General features: G+C 50.9%; 19 protein-coding genes. 14 read left to right on the top strand and 5 right to left on the bottom strand.

From position 1 onward, the window contains the following. Nucleotides 1-37 precede the first annotated feature (37 nt). Together ACFPYJ_RS26175 and ACFPYJ_RS26170 are read right to left on the bottom strand one after the other, a co-directional pair. Nucleotides 38-1,348, bottom strand: a complete 1,311-nt coding sequence (locus ACFPYJ_RS26175; protein ID WP_379191185.1) for a histidine--tRNA ligase — start codon at nt 1,346-1,348, stop codon at nt 38-40. Nucleotides 1,349-1,651: 303 nt separating this feature from the next. Next, the gene (locus tag ACFPYJ_RS26170) at nt 1,652-2,077 is read right to left on the bottom strand and encodes a MarR family winged helix-turn-helix transcriptional regulator (protein WP_379191184.1); all 426 of its coding nucleotides are present in this window, start codon (nt 2,075-2,077) and stop codon (nt 1,652-1,654) included. A 186-nt stretch (nt 2,078-2,263) separates the two neighbouring features. On the opposite strand from ACFPYJ_RS26170, the gene ACFPYJ_RS26165 reads away from it, so the two are divergent. The 7 genes from ACFPYJ_RS26165 to ACFPYJ_RS26135 all read left to right on the top strand — a co-directional run bounded on the left by ACFPYJ_RS26165 (nt 2,264) and on the right by ACFPYJ_RS26135 (nt 10,197). After that, the gene (locus ACFPYJ_RS26165) at nt 2,264-2,719 is read left to right on the top strand and encodes a CBS domain-containing protein (protein WP_379191183.1); all 456 of its coding nucleotides are present in this window, start codon (nt 2,264-2,266) and stop codon (nt 2,717-2,719) included. Nucleotides 2,720-2,763: 44 nt separating this feature from the next. Further along, entirely contained in the window at nt 2,764-4,044 is a 1,281-nt protein-coding gene (locus tag ACFPYJ_RS26160; RefSeq protein ID WP_379191182.1) for an MFS transporter, read from the top strand. Nucleotides 4,045-4,277: 233 nt separating this feature from the next. Then, the gene (locus tag ACFPYJ_RS26155) at nt 4,278-5,015 is read left to right on the top strand and encodes a MerR family transcriptional regulator (protein ID WP_379191181.1); all 738 of its coding nucleotides are present in this window, start codon (nt 4,278-4,280) and stop codon (nt 5,013-5,015) included. Nucleotides 5,016-5,334: 319 nt separating this feature from the next. Next, the gene (locus ACFPYJ_RS26150; RefSeq protein ID WP_379191180.1) at nt 5,335-5,811 is read left to right on the top strand and encodes an HPP family protein; all 477 of its coding nucleotides are present in this window, start codon (nt 5,335-5,337) and stop codon (nt 5,809-5,811) included. A gap of 206 nt (nt 5,812-6,017) precedes the next feature. After that, on the top strand, nt 6,018-7,466 hold the full coding sequence (locus ACFPYJ_RS26145) for a DEAD/DEAH box helicase (protein ID WP_379191179.1): 1,449 nt from the start codon (nt 6,018-6,020) through the stop codon (nt 7,464-7,466). 264 nt (nt 7,467-7,730) lie between these two features. Further along, nucleotides 7,731-8,654: an alpha/beta hydrolase gene (locus ACFPYJ_RS26140; RefSeq protein ID WP_379191178.1), complete on the top strand. Its 924-nt coding sequence runs from the start codon at nt 7,731-7,733 to the stop codon at nt 8,652-8,654. A 580-nt stretch (nt 8,655-9,234) separates the two neighbouring features. After that, entirely contained in the window at nt 9,235-10,197 is a 963-nt protein-coding gene (locus tag ACFPYJ_RS26135) for an AraC family transcriptional regulator (RefSeq protein WP_379191177.1), read from the top strand. A 138-nt stretch (nt 10,198-10,335) separates the two neighbouring features. On the opposite strand, the gene ACFPYJ_RS26130 is transcribed toward ACFPYJ_RS26135, so the two are convergent. Next, the gene (locus ACFPYJ_RS26130) at nt 10,336-11,271 is read right to left on the bottom strand and encodes an NAD(P)/FAD-dependent oxidoreductase (protein WP_379191176.1); all 936 of its coding nucleotides are present in this window, start codon (nt 11,269-11,271) and stop codon (nt 10,336-10,338) included. Between the two features lie 177 nt (nt 11,272-11,448). Between ACFPYJ_RS26130 and ACFPYJ_RS26125 the strand changes: the two genes are divergently transcribed. From ACFPYJ_RS26125 to ACFPYJ_RS26095, 7 genes are all read left to right on the top strand, one after another. Further along, entirely contained in the window at nt 11,449-12,054 is a 606-nt protein-coding gene (locus ACFPYJ_RS26125; RefSeq protein WP_379191175.1) for a class I SAM-dependent methyltransferase, read from the top strand. Between the two features lie 11 nt (nt 12,055-12,065). Next, nucleotides 12,066-12,269 carry a hypothetical protein gene (locus tag ACFPYJ_RS26120; RefSeq protein ID WP_379191174.1) on the top strand — a complete coding sequence of 68 codons (204 nt, stop codon included), beginning with the start codon at nt 12,066-12,068 and terminating at the stop codon, nt 12,267-12,269. Nucleotides 12,270-12,716: 447 nt separating this feature from the next. Further along, nucleotides 12,717-13,217 (top strand): SRPBCC family protein, encoded by a 501-nt coding sequence (locus ACFPYJ_RS26115; protein WP_379191173.1) that lies wholly within the window; start codon nt 12,717-12,719, stop codon nt 13,215-13,217. A 90-nt stretch (nt 13,218-13,307) separates the two neighbouring features. Then, on the top strand, nt 13,308-13,643 hold the full coding sequence (locus ACFPYJ_RS26110; protein WP_379191172.1) for an ArsR/SmtB family transcription factor: 336 nt from the start codon (nt 13,308-13,310) through the stop codon (nt 13,641-13,643). Between the two features lie 319 nt (nt 13,644-13,962). Continuing rightward, on the top strand, nt 13,963-15,705 hold the full coding sequence (locus tag ACFPYJ_RS26105; RefSeq protein WP_379191170.1) for an ABC transporter ATP-binding protein: 1,743 nt from the start codon (nt 13,963-13,965) through the stop codon (nt 15,703-15,705). A gap of 126 nt (nt 15,706-15,831) precedes the next feature. Continuing rightward, nucleotides 15,832-17,616: an ABC transporter ATP-binding protein gene (locus tag ACFPYJ_RS26100; protein WP_379191169.1), complete on the top strand. Its 1,785-nt coding sequence runs from the start codon at nt 15,832-15,834 to the stop codon at nt 17,614-17,616. 327 nt (nt 17,617-17,943) lie between these two features. Next, a complete protein-coding gene (locus ACFPYJ_RS26095) occupies nt 17,944-19,044 on the top strand; it encodes an MBL fold metallo-hydrolase (RefSeq protein WP_379191168.1) in 1,101 nt (366 codons plus the stop codon). A gap of 114 nt (nt 19,045-19,158) precedes the next feature. On the opposite strand, the gene ACFPYJ_RS26090 is transcribed toward ACFPYJ_RS26095, so the two are convergent. Both ACFPYJ_RS26090 and ACFPYJ_RS26085 read right to left on the bottom strand, forming a co-directional pair. Continuing rightward, a complete protein-coding gene (locus ACFPYJ_RS26090) occupies nt 19,159-19,500 on the bottom strand; it encodes a winged helix-turn-helix transcriptional regulator (RefSeq protein ID WP_379191167.1) in 342 nt (113 codons plus the stop codon). 164 nt (nt 19,501-19,664) lie between these two features. Further along, nucleotides 19,665-21,356, bottom strand: a complete 1,692-nt coding sequence (locus tag ACFPYJ_RS26085) for an ABC transporter substrate-binding protein (RefSeq protein WP_379191166.1) — start codon at nt 21,354-21,356, stop codon at nt 19,665-19,667. Between the last annotated feature and the right edge of the window lie 84 nt (nt 21,357-21,440).

The raw sequence follows: 21,440 nt of genomic DNA, 5'->3' as shown, positions 1-21,440 counted from the left end.
ACCCGATTGAAGCCGCTCATTGTGCCTCGAAATAAATCTATGCTTCGCCGCGAGTCTCCCTTGAAATGATAGCCGCAGCTTCATCAATGGTGACTGCGAATTCAGTTTTTTCCTTCATATCCTTCAAGCGCACCTGTCCAAGCTCAGCTTCGCTCTCCCCGATCAACAGTGCATAACGAATGCCTTTAGCCGCAATACTGGCCAATGATTTACGCAGCTTGCGTCCGCTCATGTCTGTACGTGTGCGGATGCCGCACTCACGCAGTTTGACTGCAGCCTTCAATACAGCGGGAATCGTATCCCCTCCAATAGGGATCACCACTACGGTGCTCGAAGAGGTATCCGCCGCGGACATGGAACCTGAACGATTGCGCAGCAGCTCCATGATCGGCTCCATCCCGAAGGACAGCCCCACGGTGGGATACGCCATATCTTCTCTTCCCACCAGCTGGCCGATGATATTATCGTACCGCCCGCCGCCGCCTAAGCTGGATGGATGAACCCCCGAAGCATCGAAGATTTCATAGACCGTACCCGTATAGAAAGAGAGCCCGCGTGAGAGAAAGGGATCAAATCTACAGGTCTGCTCTAGCAAGGTGGCCTGAAGAAGCTGCTGCAGCGCAACAACCTCTAACGCTCCGGGTTTGTGCTGAATGCCGCAGCTGGCTGTGATCTGCTCGAAAGTGGGATTCTCCATCCCGATTAGGGCGAGGACTGCCTCGGAAACCTGAGGATTCACGCCTTTGCCGGCAAGCTCATTTTGAACCCCTGCGGCTCCGATCTTGGCGATCTTATCGAGGGTGAGCATGACGGATAACGTCTCTTCAGCCGGGATTCCGAGGGACTCCAGCACTTCGCCCAGAAAACGCCGGTTATTCCATTTCAGCACAATTGGAATATCGAGTTTGCGGAACGCCTCAACCGCCAGTTGCATCAGCTCCGCTTCTGCCTCCGGGCCGCCGATTCCGACAACATCCACATCACATTGGAGAAACTCCCGCAGCCGTCCCCTCTTCACAGGGCCATCGCGGAAAACCTTGCCGATCTCGTAGCGTTTGTAAGGAAATTCAAGGCCTGGGTGGAGTGCGATGACTTTGGCAAACGGAATGGTTAAGTCGTAACGGAGCGCCAGGCTGCGCTCCCCTTGATCGCTGAGCTGATACATTTCCTTGATGATTTCATCGCCGCCCGCATACTTGGAGGTAAGGAGCTCCAGCTCATTCAAGATCGTCGTATCCATGCCGTCAAAATCATACAGCTCGAACAATTCCTCGAGCGTGGATTGAATGCTTTTCCGGAGCGCCTGCTCCGGGCCGAGATAATCGTAGGTTCCTTTAACATTTTGCATGCTCATCCGTCCTTTCTGGAATCGGTACAACAAAAAAACGCGCCAGACCCAGTGGTCCTGCGCGTTTGATATACCGCAGGCAGGCCAACGCGAGAAGCGTTAGCCCACCCTGATGATTTCAGGTGTGCTAACGCTGATCGTGATGATGAAGTTGGCTGCTCATGCGTGAATACATGGGATCGCTCTCCTTCGGTCTTGATTAGAACGATTATAGCGAATCGCACAGGTCGATGCAAGAGACGGTTGAAATCATCAAAATGGCAGCGGCTCTCTTATGAATTAATCCGGTTTGTATCCTACAGCCTAACTCCTGAGCGAACGGTTGAACTTGCGCAGGAGCTGACCGAATTGCCGGCTTTCCTCATCCGTCCAGTCCCCGAGCATGGTTGTAATGCGTTCGAAGCGAGCCTGCCTGTAAGCAGCTAATTCTTGAGCGCCCAGCTCAGTGAGCTGCAGGGAATACGCACGGCCATCGAGGGGATCAGGCGTCTTGAAAACATAGCCTTTCTGCTCAAGCGCAGCTGCTTGTCTGCTGGCAGTTGAGATATCCAGATGAAATTCTTCGGCCAACGCCTTTACACCCGCTGAGCCCTGCGTGGAGATATGAAACAGCAATAAATAGGCGGACCGGTCTAAATTGCTATATTTTTTGTCCGAGGTTGCAGATGTGATTCGGCGTACCATGATCGCAAGCTCAAGCTCAATCGTTTCTATAGACTGCTTTTTCATTATCGATCACCTCAAAATGATGGTCTGACTCTCATCTGGCCTTATGTTATCAATGGTAGCATATCAAAATCATTTTTTCTAATCACCGCGGGTAGTGAAAGCTATGTATTGACAATACGGTACATGATTGTATAATACAAGTATTAGTAGTTTCATTATACAACTAAATGAAGGGTGGAGATGTTGATGAAAGCAGCTGAAATTATGATCAGCGAGGTTTATAAAGTGAGAGAAACCGATACGGTTCGTGCCGTTATTGAATTGTTCATCAAGCATCATATCAGCGGAATGCCGGTCGTAAATGGCCAAAACCAGATTGTTGCTTATGTAAGCGACGGCGATGTGATGCGGTACATCGGTAAACATGAAGATAAAATCGTCGACTCGATTTATTTTGCTTTCATGTTTAAGGGTGATGACGTGGAGTTCGACGAACGAATCCGGGAGCTGCTGGACTTGAATGTGCTGGAGATCGCTCAGAGAAAAGTAATGAAAGTAACCTGGGACGAAGAAGCGGAGAATATAGCTGCGATTCTGGGTACCAAACGAATCAAGAAGCTGCCGGTCGAACGTGACGGGAAGCTGGTTGGAATTATTAGCAGAGGCGATGTGATTCGTCATACGTTCAGGTCGTTTTTGTGATCTTTCTTGATATGAAATGAATAAGAAAAGAAGGAGCTGCAATAATGGCATCGACAATAATCAAACAGCAGGCAGCGCAGGCTGCCCCCGGTAAAACGGGAACAAAGCCTCAGGAAAGCCCATCCCTGCTCAGACAGCCGCGCGCTGTCTGGGCTGTCGTATTCGCTTGTATAATCGCCTTCATGGGACTTGGTCTGGTTGATCCGATTCTGCCGGCGATCGCCCATAAGCTGAACGCATCGGCAAGTCAGGTAACGTTATTATTCACCAGTTACAATGCGGTTATGGCGGTAGCCATGCTCATTACCGGTGTTCTCTCATCGAAGCTCGGCATGAAGGGCACCCTGCTTACGGGGATCGTCATTATCGCGGTTTTCGCGGCGCTTGGCGGCGCTTCGAACGGAATTTGGCCGCTTATCGGACTTCGAGGCGGCTGGGGGCTTGGCAACGCCCTGTTCGTAGCGACCTCGCTGACTGCAATTGTAACCCTCTCTAAATCAGGTACGGCAAAAGCCATTATTTTATATGAAGCTGCTATCGGGGTGGGCATCTCTGTCGGTCCGCTGCTTGGCGGCGAGCTTGGCTCCATCTCATGGAGAGGTCCATTTCTGGGCGTCGCGGGGCTGATGGTTATCGCGTTCATCGGACTCCTCATTCTCATGCCTTCCGCCAAGAAAACGCCTGTCCTGCCGGGTGCAAGGACCGCTGCGGCAAGCAAACCCAGAGTCTCCCTGCTTGATCCTTTCCGCACGCTGAAGCATCGTTCCATCCTGGTGCTCGGTATCGGCGCTTGTCTCTACAACTTCGGGTTCATCACTTTGATGGCATACTCGCCGTTCGTTATGGGATTAGATGAGCACGGTTTGGGTTATGTTTTCTTGGGCTGGGGCGTTCTGCTGGCTCTGACCTCGGTCTTCATGGCACCTAAATTGCAGCGCAAATTCGGTACGGTCAAATCGATGTGTGCGATGCTCTTCTTGTTCGGCCTTGTGCTGCTCGCCATGGGGATCTGGACATCCACGCAGTGGGTCATTATCGCAGCGGTTATTTTTGCCGGAGCTCTGCTCGGAAATAACAATACGCTCATTACAACTGCGGTTATGAATGCGGCTCCTGTTGAACGTTCCACCGCATCGGCAGCGTACAGCTTCCTCCGTTTCCTTGGCGCGGCAGTAGCCCCGTACCTTGCAGGCAAGCTGTCGGAGTGGTACAACCCGCATGTGCCGTTTATTGTCGGTGCGGGATTTGTTATTCTGGCGGTCGTCTTCATTCTGCTGAATCGGAACTATGTGAAGCATGTCGACAACGCAGCTTCCGCGCATTAATAAGATCCCCTAATTCAATGCAGCCCTAGTTGCATCCGCGGCTGCCTGGTGACGAGCTTGAATTATATTGCAACGTAAACCTATAATTGATGCAGACAAAGCAGCCCATACAGGCTGCTTTTCTTGTACCCTATATTCTCCTCGGCGGCCTGAGACCAATTGATTTTACCTATTGACTCTCACGTTTCGTGATACTTTATAGTAAGTGGTGAAAGGAGGCGGGCCAACATTCAATGCGAGTAAAGGAAGTGGCCGATTTGGCTCAGATCAGTGTGCGCACACTGCATCATTACGATGAGATCGGACTCTTAGTCCCGGACCAGACAACGGAAGCCGGTTACCGCATTTACTCCGATGCTAATCTGGAGCTTCTGCAGCAGATTTTGTTTTTTAGAGAACTTGGATTTCCGCTTATGAAGATCAAAGACATTGTCGGCAGTCCAGGGTTTAACCGCCAAGAGGCGCTCGAGCTGCACCGTAAGCTGCTGCTTGAGAAACGCAGTCGTCTGGATAAAATGATCGCGACGATTGAGAAGACCGTTCAACATATGAAGGGAGAGATACAAATGACGGCACAAGAGAAATTCGAAGGCTTCGATTTCAGCAGCAACCCCTATGAACAAGAGGCAAGGGAGCGCTGGGGCGAACAAGCAGTCGATCAGGCCAATGCCAAGGTCGGCGGGATGTCCAAACAAGAGAAGGACGAAATGGCTGCAGGAATGAATGACATTTATAGGAAGCTTGCCGCGCTCCGGAGCGGTTCTCCGTCATCGGAAGAAGCGCAGGCGGCCATTAAGGAATGGTATGATTTCCTCAATAAGATGGGCAGCTACCCGCCGGAAGCCTTCAGAGGGCTTGGCCAAATGTATGTGGATGATGTGCGTTTCACCAAGAACATTGATAAATTCGGCGAAGGTCTGGCGGTCTTTATGCGGGATGCAATGGGGATTTACGCGGACAACCGGAAATAAACCGAGGTCTTAATGAAGCAGGGTGACAAACCGTGCTGAAATCTCGCAAGCTATAATGAGCTTCCTGCAAAAATGAAAACGTACAGCGAACAGGACAGCGAACAAGAAACAAGCAGGCCGATCCGGTCTGCTTGTTTTTCTTAAGTTCGTAAGATTATGTTTTACGCAGGTCCTGTGAATCCAGAACTACGGTTAATAAGGGAGCACTGCTTGTGCAGGCAGGAATTTAGCATTGACGCTCAAGGAGAACGGGGTTAAAATAGCACCTGCATATGTAACTATGAATACATGGTTTGTACGAAAAGAGGACGGTTTAAACATGAATTTAAGAACGGTCGCCATTTGCATATACATAGTGAGCATTTACTGGGTTTCCTCGCGAATTCCCTCCCTGCACACCTTGTTTTTTCCGACGCTTGGCGCATTCAGCCTGCTCTTTATTGCCCGCCCCTTCTCAGCGGCGCAGCTCGGAAAAGTTGCATTCGGCGCTATTTTATCATCGCTGATCGGAACGGTTCTGGTCTATTTGCATCCAGGCGTTATTACCTTATTAATCAATACGGTCATCGTTATTTATCTGATTAACCGGTTCAAATGGAACGCACCCCCTATTCTGGCGGTTTCCTTCGTTCCGTTCTTCGTCCAATCCTCCTTCATATGGGCTATTCCGTTATCGGTATGCGGATCCCTTCTAGGGCTCCTGATCACATTATTCGTGGTTCACTATATCGAACGGGCAGTGCCGGTTTTCCTGAAATCAGGAGTGGCGAAAGAGGACACGGATACAGCGGCATAATCCTATCAAAAGCAGCTCTGCTGCTCCAGCGGCGGACGCGCGCGGCGAACAAAGCAGACTTGGCACTCCTTCCAAGTCTGCTTATTTGCGTTTGGTCCATTACTGCCAAGAAGCGGGCAAATTGCTTATCTGCCTGTTATGTCCTACAATTCAAGATACATCGGACGCGGAATAACGATTTTATTTACTGAATAGAGGAGCCAATCATGAGTCAAGCAAGCTTTAGCCACTATAAATTAAGCGAGCCGATCGTCCGCGCTTTGGATAGTCTCGGTTATGAGCAGCCGACTGACGTTCAAGCGGAAGTCATTCCGGTTGCGCTGGAGAAAAAGGATCTTGTAGTGAAATCCCGTACAGGCAGCGGCAAGACGGCGGCGTTCGGCATTCCGATCTGCGAAATGATCGATTGGGAGGAGAACAGCCCGCAGGCGCTCGTGTTGACGCCGACGCGCGAGCTGGCCGATCAGGTCAAGGAAGATATGACGAATATCGGAAGGCTGAAACGGATAAAAGCGGCGGCCTTGTACGGCAAGCAGCCTTTTGCCAGGCAGAAGCTCGAGCTGCACCAGAAAACCCATGTGGTTGTCGGCACACCGGGGCGTGTGTTTGATCATATTCAGAAGGGTACGCTCGACATCGAGCGGCTGAAGTTTCTTGTTATTGATGAAGCGGACGAGATGCTGAACAAAGGATTCATCGAACAGGTCGGTGCGATTATCCACGAGCTTCCGGAGGAGCGGGTAACGCTGCTGTTCTCGGCGACTCTCCCGAAGGATGTGGAGGGCCTGTGCCATCGGTATATGAGTAACCCTGTTTATATTGAGATGCCTGAATCGGAGGAAGCGGCTGCGCAGATAGATCACTGGCTTATCCTTGTCCGTGAAGAGGGCAAGCCTCATCTGCTCAGAGACCTTACGGTTGCTGAGAACCCGGACAGCTGCATTATCTTTTGCCGGACGCAGGAGCAGGTCGATCAGGTGTATCGACAGTTAAACCGGATGGATTATCCGTGCAACAAAATCCATGGCGGTATGGAGCAGGATGACCGGTTCAGCGTCATGAATGATTTTCGGCGGGGCAGGTTCCGTTATCTAGTGGCAACCGATGTTGCAGCAAGAGGCATCGATATCGAGAATATTACGCATGTTATCAATTATGATCTGCCGGTTGAGAAGGAAAGCTACGTGCACCGGGCAGGAAGAACGGGACGAGCAGGTAAGACGGGTACGGCGATCAGCTTCGTGACGCCCAGCGAGGATCGGCTGCTTGCGGATATTGAGGGATACATCGGATTCGAAATCCGCAGAAGCGAGGCTCCTTCCAGAGATAATGTGAATAAGCGGATGGCTGACTTTGAATCGAAGCTGCGGGCGGCACCGCCTCTTAAGAAGCATAAGAGCGATCAGCTGAATCAGGAAATTCTGAAGCTGTACTTCAACGGAGGCAAGAAGAAAAAGCTGCGGGCAGTCGATTTTGTCGGGACGATTGCCAAGATTGAAGGGGTGAGTGCCGCAGATATCGGGATCATCACCATACAGGATAACTCAACGTATGTGGATATTTTGAACGGAAAAGGCCCTCTCGTGCTTGGAGCGATGAAGACGACAACTATTAAAGGCAAGCAGCTTAAGGTGCACAAGGCGCTTGATAAATAGCCATCTAATGTGTGCTTGCAGGTGCGTATAGGGCATCGTTACTGCGGATATCCTACTATCACCAAGGAAGAACAGCTGCGGGGATAAGCCGTTTATTCTGTACAGGCATCAAGCGCTTTCTCGAAACATCAGCATATGAATACCCGGTAACTCTGCCCGCCCTCAGATGAAGTTACGGTTATTCCAGTGAAAGCACCGCGTCTCGCAAGAGGGCGGTGCTTTTGTATAACGATTGCCAACTTCCAAGTAAAGGATGCAGGAATCATGAAAATAATTGCCTGTGTTGGTCTCGTCGTTCTTGTATTGCTCGTACTATTCGCGGTTAGTATGTATTTCTACAATATTGCAATCAAACGTGCGGATAAAAGCTTTTTGGCGCATAATCCCGATTTGGAGCTCGCTCCGATGGAAAACAAGGTTGTTTGGAAAGAAGAGCCGCGTATCGAAGAGGTTACGCTCACCTCCGAAGATGGACTGAAGCTCCAAGGGTATTGGATTGAAGCGAAGAAGCCGACAGATAGAATCGCTATTGTCGCTCACGGCTATTCGGGCAAAGCGCGGGATATGGATACTTTCGCTAAATTATTTCATGAGGAATTCGGATATCATGTGCTGATGCCCGATGCCAGAGGACATGGGCGCAGCCAAGGGGTTTGTATCTGCTTCGGCTGGCGGGAGCGCAAGGATTATGTGCAGTGGATCGACTACATGATTCGTACAAGAGGGCCGCAGTCGCAAATCGTACTCCATGGGGTGTCGATGGGCGGGGCAACGGTATGCATGACAAGCGGGGAAACACTTCCCCTTAATGTGAAAGCGGTTATATCCGACTGCGCGTATACTTCGGTGCATGCGCAGCTGGCTTATCAGCTGAAGCGGATGTATAAACTGCCGGCTTTTCCGCTGCTGTACAGCACAAGCCTTCTGGCGCGGTTGAGAGCAGGGTATTCATTTAAAGAAGCTTCGGCCCTGGAGCAGGTGAAGAAGTCGCGGACGCCGATGCTGTTCATTCACGGGGAAGATGATACTTTCGTGCCTTTCTTCATGGTGAAGGAGCTGTATGAAGCCTGCGGCTGCGAGAGGGAGCTGTATACCGTTCCTGAAGCGGGACACGGTCTGGCCTTCATTGTTGATCCGCCCGGTTATAAGAAGCATGTTAAGGAATTCTTGAGTAAATATGTTCGGTGAGTGAAATTGGTGTGTGGATCAGGTGAATATGTGAACCATTGGAACAGGTGGTGAACAGTCAAGTAAGTGGAACAGGTGGTGAACAGTCAAGTAAGTGGGAATGGTGTGTGGAGCGGTTAGTGTGTAAGCAGATGTTTGAGAAGAGCTGAGCGAGACAGTTGATACCTATACTGGATTGCCTGCAGTATAGGGACCCTTTTTATTTAGTCCAGGCTGCTATACTGTAATCCATGTAGTATAGGAGCTCAAAAATGGCATTTTGGGCTGAAATTAGCCTGAAATAGGTGGAAAAATCCAGTTTAGATCATAATAATGACCGAATCATCGCCAAATAACTGGATTTAACCAGTATAGCTTCGGGTCATGAGTCGAAGAAACATCCTATATCGTAAAGTGTGGGACAACCGCGAAACGATACGAGAAATAATGACGCATCGAACGGACCGATAGCCCGGCTTTTTCAGTCCGGCTTCCTCCTCGATATTCCGCACCGTGGCCTATTTGGTGCTAAGCTTCTGTTTTCGAAACTGAACCGAACACTGCATGCCCGGTGTTAAGTTCAATTCGTAATACAGCAAATTTGGAACAGAACCCTTTTGAAGGGGATGTTACAATCAAGCTACCGATCGGGAGGTGGAGCGCTATCGCGTATATCGAGAGTTTCCAGAAGAGCATTGATTATATTGAGGAGCATCTTAAAGAACGAATAACCGTCGAGTGTCTGGCTGAAATCGCCGGTTTCTCCGCGTACCATTATTACCGATTATTTAATGCTTATGTCGGAATGCCGGTCATGGAGTACGTCCGTAGAAGGCGGCTGGAGCATGCGGTTAGTGAATTATCCGGTCATAAACGCATTATCGATATTGCAATGGAGTACGGATTTGAGTCCCACAGCGGTTTTGGCAAAGCCTTTCGCAAAGTATATAGCTGCTCACCGGAGCAATATCGGATTCATGCCACCGGCAATACGCCAAGCAAAGTGGATCTCATGCTGTTAAAACAATTTAATTTATCGGGAGGCATTATTCTGGAGCCAAAAATAATAACGAAGCCCGGCTTCAAGGTAGTTGGGTACGCACTGGAAACGACTTTGGAAGGCAATCGGAGAAAGCGCGATATTCCGGCTTTCTGGGATCATTTTAACGTTGAAGGGCTTGAAGCCAAGCTGTATGAGATGATTCAGCCCAAGGAGCATGGCGAATTCTGCATCTGTTTCCCGCCGGATATGGAGACCGGCAAATTCACTTATGTTATTGCGGTGAAAACGGATACTTTCGAGAATGCACCTGCGGATTTGTACAAAGGTGAAGTGCCTGAGGCAACCTACGCTGTATTCACAACGCCGCCTGCAGATTACAACGATAAGGGCTTTGTCCAGGCCATCGAGGGAACATGGCGATTTATTTACGAAAAATGGTTTCCCGCCTCCGGGTATGAGTTTGCCTCGGATAAAGTGGATTTTGAATTCTACGATGAACGGTGTCACCCTCAAATAGGGGCTGTGATGGAGATTTACATTCCAATCACCAGGTCCTCATAGGGAAGCAAAAGCGAATCCGCATGATTGCGAATCCGGCTTCATTCGAATCCAAGACCTCATAAGCAGCAATAAGCGAAGCCATTGGATGCGAATTTGGACAGAATTCGGGTCTATGGCTTCGCTTTTTCATGCTTATTCTCACGTGCATGCACTAGTGCGTTTCAACTCCAAGAGAGTCTTATGGATCCAGATAGCTGCCTGGGCGCCTTCTCCCATAGCAATCGTGACCTGCTCGGCATGTGCGGCCACATCGCCCGCCGCCCACACTTTCGGGACACTGGTCATTTTGCTGCGCGAATCGGTCCATATATGCTTATTCTCATGCAGGCGCGCGCCCAGCTGCTCAGCGAGTGCAGAACGAACCTCATTCCCGCCAAAAGCCAGAAAAGCCCGCTCGGCCTCAATTAGCCGACCGTCTTCAAGGACAATCCCGCGAAAGCAGCCGTCCTCTGTGCCGGCAACCCGCTCACTTACAGCCTCGAGATAGTCGATGCCGCCCGCATGCAGCGAATGGAGAAGCTCCGCGCTCACCTGCCCTTGCGACCGCCCGTGATTGATGTAGAGCAGCTTATTCGTCCAAATTTGCAGCGTCATGGACATACGGGCCCCGGCATCTCCTGCACCCAGGATAAGCGTTCTGCGGTCTTTAGCCTCGAAGCCGTCGCAATCCGGGCATACATATACAGTAAGCCCCAAGCACTCCCGCAAACCCGGAAGATCGGGGAACCGGTCCATAACCCCCGTTGCAAGAAGCAGCGTTCTTGCCTCATAAGAGGAGCCGTCCTGGCGGCCATGCAGAAGAAAAGAGCCGCTTGGCAGAGCCTTGGCCCGCATAACTTTATCGCGGATGAATTGAACGCCATAAGCAGCGGCTTGCTCTGTACCGGTCGCTCTCAAGTCCGACCCCGAAACTCCTTCCGGGTATCCCAGAATATTGCGATAGCTGCGGCAAATCGCTGAGCGCCCTTCTCCTGCGTCAAGGACCAGTACATTATGCATCGCGTATCTGCCCAGCTGAATGGCAGCTTGAAGTCCGGCTATTCCCCCGCCGACAATGATACAATCCCACACCATTTGCGGATCTCCTTCCAGTGGCGGCAATCTCACCTGTATCTCATTAATGTCGCCAACTCCAAATGAAGTATGCATCAGCAGGATACAGCCGGAAGCTTTGAAAATCTTAATATGTAGGATACGCTTGCGGTAGATAAATATAAGTCTCACTAACATGGAAAGCAGGGTGTACCTAGTATGAATCTTAACGAACAGTTTGGCGATATCGATATTTACTTATTTGATCAGCTGCTGAAAGGCAGGATTACACCGGACATGCGTATTCTCGATGCTGGCTGCGGCTCCGGGCGGAATTTGGTTTATTTGCTGCACAGCGGATTTGAGGTGTACGCGGTGGATCGCTCGGCGGATGCAATCGCCGCCGTTCAGCGGCTTGCGAAGGAGTTGGCGCCCCGCTGGTCAGAGGAGCAAGCGCGGGTTGAAGCGGTGGAGAGCATGAGCTTTGAGAGCGGCAGCTTTGACTTCGTCATCAGCAGCGCGGTCCTGCATTTTGCCGGCAGCGTGAAGCATTTTGACCAAATGGTGGAAGAATTATGGCGGGTGCTGAAGCCGGGAGGAAAGCTATTTGCGCGTCTGGCCTCCTCCATCGGCATCGAATCGAAGATCCAGCCGCTTGGCAATGAGCGTTATTTGCTGCCGGACGGGAGCACCCGGTTCTTGGTCGATGAGGAGCAGCTTTTGAATAAAACAGCTCAGCTTGGAGGGATGCTCTTCGAGCCGATCAAGACCGTACAAGTAGCAGGCCAGCGCTGTATGACAACTTGGTGTGTAAGCAAGAAATAAGGGGAGTGATAATGAGAAGGGGGAGCGCGAATGAATTAATGTTTGGCTGCGGAAGCGCGGCAACGGCGGGAGGGAATCTTGGATTTCTCGGAATGGGACAAGTTCTCAGTATGTTTCGGGCTGTTCGGATCAATGTGGGAGTCGGCGAGAACAGCGAAGGCAAAATACGACTCCTCCGCAGAAACAAACGTCGTTCCTCCGGTGAATTGGGATAAAACTGATAAACCGACAACACCGCCTGCAGCCTTCAAAAATCCGCGCCTGTCAATCGGACGTTTGAGCAAAGTTGAGGAATATTATTCCTTATTCAAGTTCAGGTTGTGTTTTTGTAAATGATAATCCCGATGCTACCTTAATAGTTGGTATAGGGGTGAGTGGATGGTCACTGGTTCGCCAGGTTTACTTAACATTAAAACGATTTATTAAAGCGAGTCACCTGGAAGCGGCGTTTTGGATTTGCTGTTTTCGGTGTGTTCGGCATCAGCTGCTGTTTCTGCAAGCCATTAAGGGTCACAACATTTTTGGATTATATATTCCTTGACAGGAATATTCCGTTTAAGGTATATTTAACTCAAGAAATTATCCACACGAATGAAATAACCTGTGCTGCAATCTTGGATTGAAGTATTGATCTCATATCTTATATTCGAGGAGGATTAACAATGACTCAGAAGAATGAAGCTGGAAATATCACCACAACGGTGAGAGAACGGGATTTTACGATGGAGCGTATCTTTGATGCACCGCGCGAGCTTGTGTTTCAGACATTTTCGAAACCTGAGCATATATCACGTTGGTGGGCTCCGCGCCCCTATACGATTCCCGTGTGCAACATTGATTTCAGACCCGGCGGGGTGTGGCATTACTGTATGCGGTCACCGGAGGGTGAGGTTCACTGGGCAAGGAGCGTTTATCAAGAAATTACAGAGCCGGAGCAGATTGTTTTTACCACCACCTTTGCAGATCAAGACGCCAATCCCACAGATGAAGTCCCGCTGCAGCGGGCAACCGTAACCTTAACCGAATATGAAGGCAAGACGAAGGTTAACCTTCGCTATCAATTTGAATCGGACGAGGATCTGCAAGTGACGGTAGCAATGGGCATAGTCGAAGGGATCACAGCTACGTTCGGGAATCTGGAGCAATTGTTACAAGAAATCTAAACGAAAGAGGGAAACCTTTGCAACAAACCTCTGATTCCTTGTAAAATGATAAGATAAAGCAAGTCTATCTGTTTGGAGTGGGTTCAGGTCATGGATACAACGACTTTTAGCGCTCTTGCCGAGCCCAACCGCTTTAACATTGTCGAACTTTTACGAAACGGACCGCTGTCCGTTGGAGAAATTGCTGATCGACTTGGGCTCAACCAGCCGCAAGCCTCCAAGCATCTTCGCGTCCTTAGTGAAGCTGGACTTGTCGAGGTACAGGCGATCGTCAATCGGAGGATTTATAAGCTGCGGCCCCAGCCGCTGATCGAGCTGGATAATTGGCTGGAGACCTACCGCAGTATCTGGAATGAGAGATTCGATCGTTTGGATGAGTATTTGCTAGAGCTGCAGAGTAAGGAAAACAAAAAGAGCGACCTATAATCAAGGTGAAAGGCACCGGTGTGCGGCCATGGGCGATCGACCCCGCACCGCCGGGCGATTATGGCGGCTGAGCGAGGAGCTTGCCGGCGCGAAGTTGGATCTCTAAGCTGTCCGGTGACTGCGGTCAGCCACGAGCGCTTATATACCGAGAAAAGAGCTAACCCTACAGCAGAGTGCTGCTTGCCGGGTCAGCTTTTTTTCTTTAGAGAGCCTCGGCAGCCCGCAGTCCTTATCAAACACAGTTTCAAATAGACTTCATCAGGAAACAACTGTAAAATCAACTTGTGCCTATTTGAAATGGGGGAAGAGGTGGCTCTACTTGTCTTTTGTTATACGGTTAAAATGGTTTTTTCAGCAAAGATGGGGCAGTTACGCACTCGCAATCGGCTTAATGTCAGCGGTAAGCCTGCTCACGACCATACCGCCTAAAATGATTGGGAACACGATAGATCATATTCGAAAAGGGGATTTAACCGCCTCCGGCTTGAACCAGACAGTTCTGCTGCTCGTATGTCTGTCCTTTCTGCTGTACGTTATGGTCTATGTATGGATAACGACTTTATTCGGCAACTCCGCATTGGTGGAGAAGCTGCTGCGAGGCAGGCTCCTGGCGCATTTGACGCGGATGACACCGGGCTTCTTCCAGCGCAACAGCACAGGCCAGCTTATGGCGCTTGCAACCAATGATATTCTGGCGATCGGACAAACCTCCGGATACGGCGTCATGACACTGGTGAATACGCTCGTAGGCGCTTCCGTGGTTATTGTGATGATGGTCACTTATATCAGCGCGAAGCTGATGCTTGCCGCGCTCATTCCGCTTCCTTTTCTGGTGCTGGTGATCAGCTCTTTAGGTAAGAAAGTACGCGTGCGCTTCCTGGATGCGCAAGCCTCCTTCGGTAAAATGAACGACCATGCGCTGGAGTCGATTTCCGGCATTCGCGTTATTCGTTCGTACGTGCAGGAGAATGACGATCTTCATGCCTTCGATGCGATGACGACAGAAGTCAGGGATAAGAACAAACGCGTATCGCTGCTGAATGCGCTTTTCCAGCCGCTTATATCGCTTATCGTTGGTGTCAGCTATTCCATTGGAATCGGTTACGGCGCGTATCTGGTCTTTGATGGTCAAATCACGCTGGGTCAGCTTGTTTCCTTTAATATTTATCTTGGCATGCTCATTTGGCCGATGATCTCGTTTGGCGAGTTTATTAACGTCCTCCAGCGCGGAAGCGCCTCTGCCGACCGGCTTCAGACCGCATTGGCGCAAGAAGCGGATTTGAAGGATGCGCAAAAGCCTGTAGAGCTTGATGTACCGGCGTCTATTGAGATGAAAGCCTTAACATTTACCTATCCAACCGCCCAGCAGCCGAGCCTCGATCACATTTCGTTCCGCTTGGAGCGAGGGGAAACGCTTGGCATTGTCGGACGTACGGGGAGCGGGAAGAGCACGCTGCTTAAGCAGCTGCTGCGGCAGTATCCTGTTGATCCGGGCAAGCTGTATCTATCTGATGTACCGGTAGAGCAAATCGCTATTGATCGGATGAAAAGCTGGGTTGCGTACGTCCCTCAGGAGCATCTGCTGCTGTCCAAGTCCATACGCGATAACATCGCGCTCGGCAAGCCAGGCGCGAGCACGGAGGAGATTGAGAGAGCCGTGGAGATGGCTTCCTTCACCGGGGATATCGCCCAGATGCCGGAAGGATTAGCCACGATCGTGGGAGAGAATGGGGTTATGCTCTCTGGCGGACAGAAGCAGCGCCTCGCCATCGCCCGGGCGCTGCTCATCAACTCCGAAATTTTGCTGCTCGACGATTCCCTGTCTGCTGTCGATGCCCGCACCGAAAGCCGGATTCTGCATCATATCCGGCTTGAACGGGCAGGCAAGACGACCCTGATTTCGACGCACCGCCTGTCAGCGGTTAGCCATGCGAACTGGATACTCGTTCTAAGCGAAGGCCGGATACTTGAAGAAGGCACGCATGAAGAATTGATGCTCCATGGCGGCTGGTACAAGGAACAATGGGAGCATCAGCAAATGCAAGCGAGCCTGGAGGAGTAGGAATTGACCAGGCGAAAGCACCGCAAAAACTTAGATTATGCTTTCGAAGCGAGTTTTGGCTTGATGTGCTTCATTCTTCCGCACACCAGGCGAAGCCCGCATAAACTTTTAAGGAGCTAAGCGACCATGTCGAAGCAATCGACGACGAGCAGACTGCTCGCGTATGCGCTTGTCTATAAATTCCGGATCATCGGCTCGCTGTTGATTCTATGCTGTGCGGTTGGTGCAGAGCTTGGCGGGCCCTATATTACGAAGACGATCATCGATAAGCATTTATCCGGCGGAGATCATGATCTATCGGCGGTGCTTCTGCTGCTTGGCCTGTATTTGGGACTGCTCTTCGTCGCGAGTGTCGGCAATTTTACGCAGGCGTACATTTTGCAGTCGACCGCTCTCCAAATCATCAAGAATATGCGGATGGACTTAATGCGCCATATCCAGCGCATACCGCTGCGCTATTTCGATAACACGCCGATTGGGCAGGTCGTCTCCAGAATTGCCAATGATACGGAAGCCGTCCGTGATCTGTTCATGAGTTTCATGGCCACCTTCGTGGTGAGCCTGATCCAGCTCTCCGGCATATTCATCGCATTATTCATCCTGGATGCGCGGCTCGCGCTGTTCACCCTGCTGCTGCCGCCGCTGTTCGCGGTCATTATGGTCGTTCATCTCAAGTACTCGAAGATCTATATTACGATCATGCGGGCGCGCCTTAGCGACATGAATGCCATGATTAATGAATCTATCGTCGTGATGCCGATTATTCAAGCTTTCCGCAGGGAGAAAGTAACGCTGGATGAATTCGAAGTGCTCAACGAGGACCGGTATGTGAACCAGATCAAACAGTTCCGTATCTTCTCCTTGTCCTCCCGGAACATCGTCGGTACGATCGGCAGCCTGCTCACCGCCTATGTCATCTGGTATTTTGGCCGCAGCTCACTGGAAACGGTCATCTCTTACGGGGTATTCTATGCCTTCATTGATTATTTGGGACGGATTTTTCAACCGATCATCGGGATCTTCGATCAGCTGACGAATGCGCAGCGTGCGTTTGTTTCGGCGGACAAAGTGTTTGCTATTATGGATCTCGAAGGTGTGGAAGTGGAGGAGACCGGCGCTGTGAAACGTCCGGAGGGGATCGTGAAATTCGACAATGTCACCTTCGCCTATAAAGCCGGGGAAAATGTGCTCAAAGGCATTTCGTTCGAAGCTCGAAAAGGGGAGACAGTGGCGCTTGTCGGCCACACCGGTTCAGGCAAGAGCTCCATTATCAACCTGCTGCTTGGCTTCTATGAGCCGGATGCCGGGCGAATTACGATAGATGGCGAAGCTATCTCGACGTTCTCCAAGCAGGCGCTGCGCAAGCATATGGGCATCGTGCTGCAGGACCCGTATTTATTTGCCGGAGACATCAAATTTAACGTTAGCCTCTATAACAAAGACATTTCAATCGAGCGGGTCCGCAGCGCGCTTCGCGACGTGGGCGCGGCGCCATTCATTGAGCAGCTCCCCAGCGGGTATGACGAGCCGGTGGTGGAGCGGGGCAGCACGCTGTCCTCGGGCCAGCGGCAGCTGATTTCTTTTGCCAGAGCTCTGGCGTTCGATCCCTCGATTCTCATTCTGGATGAAGCGACTGCCAGCATTGACAGCGAAACGGAAGGGCTCATTCAGCAAGCGCTGAAGGTGGTCAGCGAAGGAAGAACGACTCTCGTTATTGCGCACAGGCTGTCAACAATCAGGGATGCGGATCAAATTCTCGTGCTGCATCGCGGCGAAATTGTGGAACGGGGCAATCATGAAGCGCTGATGGCGCTCGAAGGCCGGTACTACAAGATGTATCAGCTGCAAAAAGGCGGAGAGAAGGTCTCTTCCTCCGCTTCAGCGGTGCCCGGCAAGGAGATAACCATTTAACGGACGATCCAGAATAATTGGAGACAGGGGCCGTTCAAAATCCGCCTGGGCCTAAAATGTCGTTTATGGATCGGCCTCCAGCTCCGATGAAAATCCGGAAAGGCTGTGCAGGCATCTGCGTCCAACGTTACGGCATATTCGAATTCAGTCCCGACATTTCAGCCGGGGCTGTTTGTGTGTATAATCCGCGCCGAATGCGTATGACCATTCGCAATCCCCATTTGCCAGCGTTTATAATGAGATAACCGTTCGGAAGCGGAGGCACTCCGCTTGCCGGGCTGCCTGCAAGAGAAGATCACCAAGCAGAAGATGATTAGGAGAATGCGCATGCTTATTGCACTTGCCGTTATTACCGTACTTATTGCCTTAGTTTATCTGGTTATGAACCTGTATCCGGCCTTTGGGGGAAAACAACAGGTGGAAAAACGTGCCCGGTTTGAACGAACCGGTCATTATGTAAACGGGAAGTTTGTGAATCAAATTCCAACCTCTATGAGTATGAATGCGAAGGAAACCGCTCGTGTGTTCTTCGAGTTTATGAGAGGCGCCCCGAACGGTAAACCGGCCAAACGAATCGCTGTAGAACCGCTGGTTCCTCGTCATCTTGGAGCCGGGCAAGCGGCGGTCACCTGGTTCGGTCATTCTGCATTGCTGCTTCAAATTGGCGGGAAAACCTTGTTCATCGATCCGATGCTCGGCAGGGCACCGTCGCCTTTTCCGGCAATTGGAGGCAAGCGTTACAGCGCTAATTTGCCTGTCGCCATTGAAGATCTTCCTCCGCTTGATGCAGTATTAATCTCACATGATCATTATGATCATCTGGATTATGGCTCCATTATGAAATTAAAAGATAAGGTCCGGCGGTTCTTCGTCCCTCTTGGCGTGGGCGTCCATCTGGAGCGATGGGGTGTGGATCCGGAGCGGATTGAAGAGCATGACTGGTGGGATGAATTCGAATTTGAAGGGCTAACCCTGGCCAGCACGCCGGCTAGGCATTTCTCGGGCCGAAGGGGTATGGACCGCGATTCGACGTTATGGTGCTCGTGGGTTATCGCCAGTCAAGAAACGAGGGTATTCTTCAGCGGAGACAGCGGCTATGGTCCGCATTTTGCCGAGATCGGAAATAAATACGGTCCCTTCGACTTAACGCTGATGGAATGCGGACAATATGATGAGCGCTGGGCAGCGATTCATATGATGCCGGAGGAGACCGTGCAGGCCCATCTGGATCTGCTCGGGAAGCTGATGATTCCGGTTCATTGGGGGGCTTTCACATTAGCGCTGCACAGCTGGACAGATCCTGCGGAACGCGCAGTTAAGGCGGCCGCAGCGCATAACACGCCGATTTGCACCCCGAGGATCGGAGAGACGGTGGTAATCGGAGCTTCCGGACTTCCGGCTTCACCTTGGTGGGAGGCATTTTCATAAGGCAAGCTTGACTGATTCAGAGCGACAACTCCCCACATGTAGAGGGATACGCGGATTTCAGTGTGTATTCCTTACTTCAATATAGACGAAAAAGGCCTCCGCCAAATCGTAGGGTTACGATTCAGGGAGGTCTGCAGGCGGTTCCATCCATTGTTCAGCCCAAGCGGCGATCTCAGTAAAGAGCGGGGCGAGGCCGCGGCCCTTCTCCGTTAGCTTATACTCAATGCGTACAGGTGTTTCAGGATAAACATCCCGCTGGATAATCCCTTCTGCCTCGAGCTCCTTCAATCGTTCGGAGAGAACCTTCCCGCTCAAATTCGGAATGGATTGCTCCAGATTAACGAATCGATAAGGGCCGGAGAGCAGCTGATACACGATCATGGATGTCCACCGTTTACCTAATATTTCGAGTGCCCGTTCGAACTTAGGACACAGATGCTGCGAAAACTCCATCATTATCACCTCATTCTTATCCTATATTATAGCGCCCTGGCTCTGATAAAACAAGCTTACCAAATCAAATATACATACTTGTTTAAATTAAATAATTTATAAATATCAACTTACATTAAGTAAACGATTTATAAGTCAAACGAGTCTTCAAATGGGCTCGGGTCCTGCTAATGATCAACCGGATACCATAATTTCCGCAGATCCACCCAGCCCTGAGAGTTGAAGCTGACCCCCCGTATGGAAGGCAGATAGGACGTTTGAACAGGCTTTTCATATAAAATATGCAGCTGATTCTCTTGAATAAGCCTTGCTTCAATCCGTTCATACTGCTGTGAACGCAAATGTGTGTCAGCTTCCCGCTTCACAGCTTGAAGGGACTGCTCAATATCTACCCGTGTATGCGGCTCAACATGGCCGGATATGGTAAGGTAGAGGTCGAACAGGCGCAGCTGCTCGTCCTGATCGCGCAGCAGGGAGAACAGAATGAGATCGGATTCAAGGCGGATGGAGCCTTTGAAATCCTCGGGCGAGGTGAATACCACCTTGCAGGCATAGCCGAATTTCGCAAGCTTCGCAGCAGCATTCTCCGCATCCTGCTTGTAAGGCGGAATGGTTGCAATCTGCAGTATGCATGGGAACTCCGAAACTTTTGCTTGTTCGTGGACAGAATCAGCGGCATCGCCGCTGTCATCCCGGAGACAAGCAAATAGATGAGCGCGAACGGTCGGATCGGTTAACGGTCCGGCTTTTTTGGTGTTGCAGGTTATAAATTTGCGGACAGCGGCATCGGAGTGGATCTGGCTCCATGCGCTATCTGCCGAAGATGGATTCTGAATCACATGGAAAGGAAGCAGATTGTCAGAGGATGCGCTGTTCTGGAGCTCCCAGGGGACATGCACGATCTCTACACGGTCCAGATGAGCCCTCTCCTGAAAGTAATGCGCGAAAGCCTCCAGCACGCAAATACTCTCATTCATCTCCGCCACCTTGAATGGTCCGGTGCCAATGGGCCGGGTGCCGAAGCCCGCCTCGCTGAGCTGATCCAGATCTTTCGGAACAATTGCAGCGCGGCTTGTGCACAGGAAGGGGAGGAAGAGCTCGCTTGGCTCTTCCAGTTCAATAGTGACCGTTGTCGCATTCCTTGCACGCACAGCTTTGATTTGTTTGAAAATAAAGCTGTACAGCGTTCTGCGCGAGGAGTTAATTAACCGCTCGAAGGAATAAACGACATCGGCGGCGGTCATGATTTTGCCGTTATGGAAGAGTACCTCCTTGCGCAGGAAGAAGGTCCATCTTATTCGGCTCTCATCCAGCTCCCAGGCATGTGCGATATTCGGCACAATCTCATCGGAATGAACGCGCCGCCTAACAAGTCCGCCAAACACATGGCTTGAGACGAAAGACTCGGCGAGCAGGTTCATGTATAACGGATCAACCGTATGCAGCCGCTCCCGGATAGGCAGGCGAAGCGTATCGATCTGCTTGTCGCTTCTGATCTCGGAATGATGGCCGAAGTATGTCAGCAGCCAGCCCTGCAGCCGGTCCTGCAGGGAGGATGACCGGGAATGAAGGCTGATCTGTTCCAGGGTTCGTTTAAGGTCCCTGCGGTTGATGGACTGCATGATGGATTGAACGGCAATTTCCTCCGGCTGAATCAAGAATCGCAACCTGGAGCGGCGTCCGCGTCCGCGGTGGGATTCCCATGCGATCCAGCCATGCTCCGCCATGTTATTGACGATCAGCATCGCGTTGCGATGCGTGCATTCTAACGTCGCCGCAAGCTCCGCGAGCGTGATGTCGACTGCTTCATGGTGCCCGTAATGAGCATGCAGACGCAGAAATTGATTGTTCAGCTTCATGCAGCGATCCACCGCCTTCTAAAATACGAAATTAATTCGTAATTTCTTTCTCTTTATCTTCTTATTTTATCATCTAGAATAAGC

Source organism: Paenibacillus solisilvae, assembly GCF_042656405.1.
Classification (GTDB): domain Bacteria; phylum Bacillota; class Bacilli; order Paenibacillales; family Paenibacillaceae; genus Paenibacillus_Z; species Paenibacillus_Z solisilvae.
Note: the sequence above shows the minus strand (reverse complement) of the source record. Positions and strands in the feature narration are given on the sequence as shown.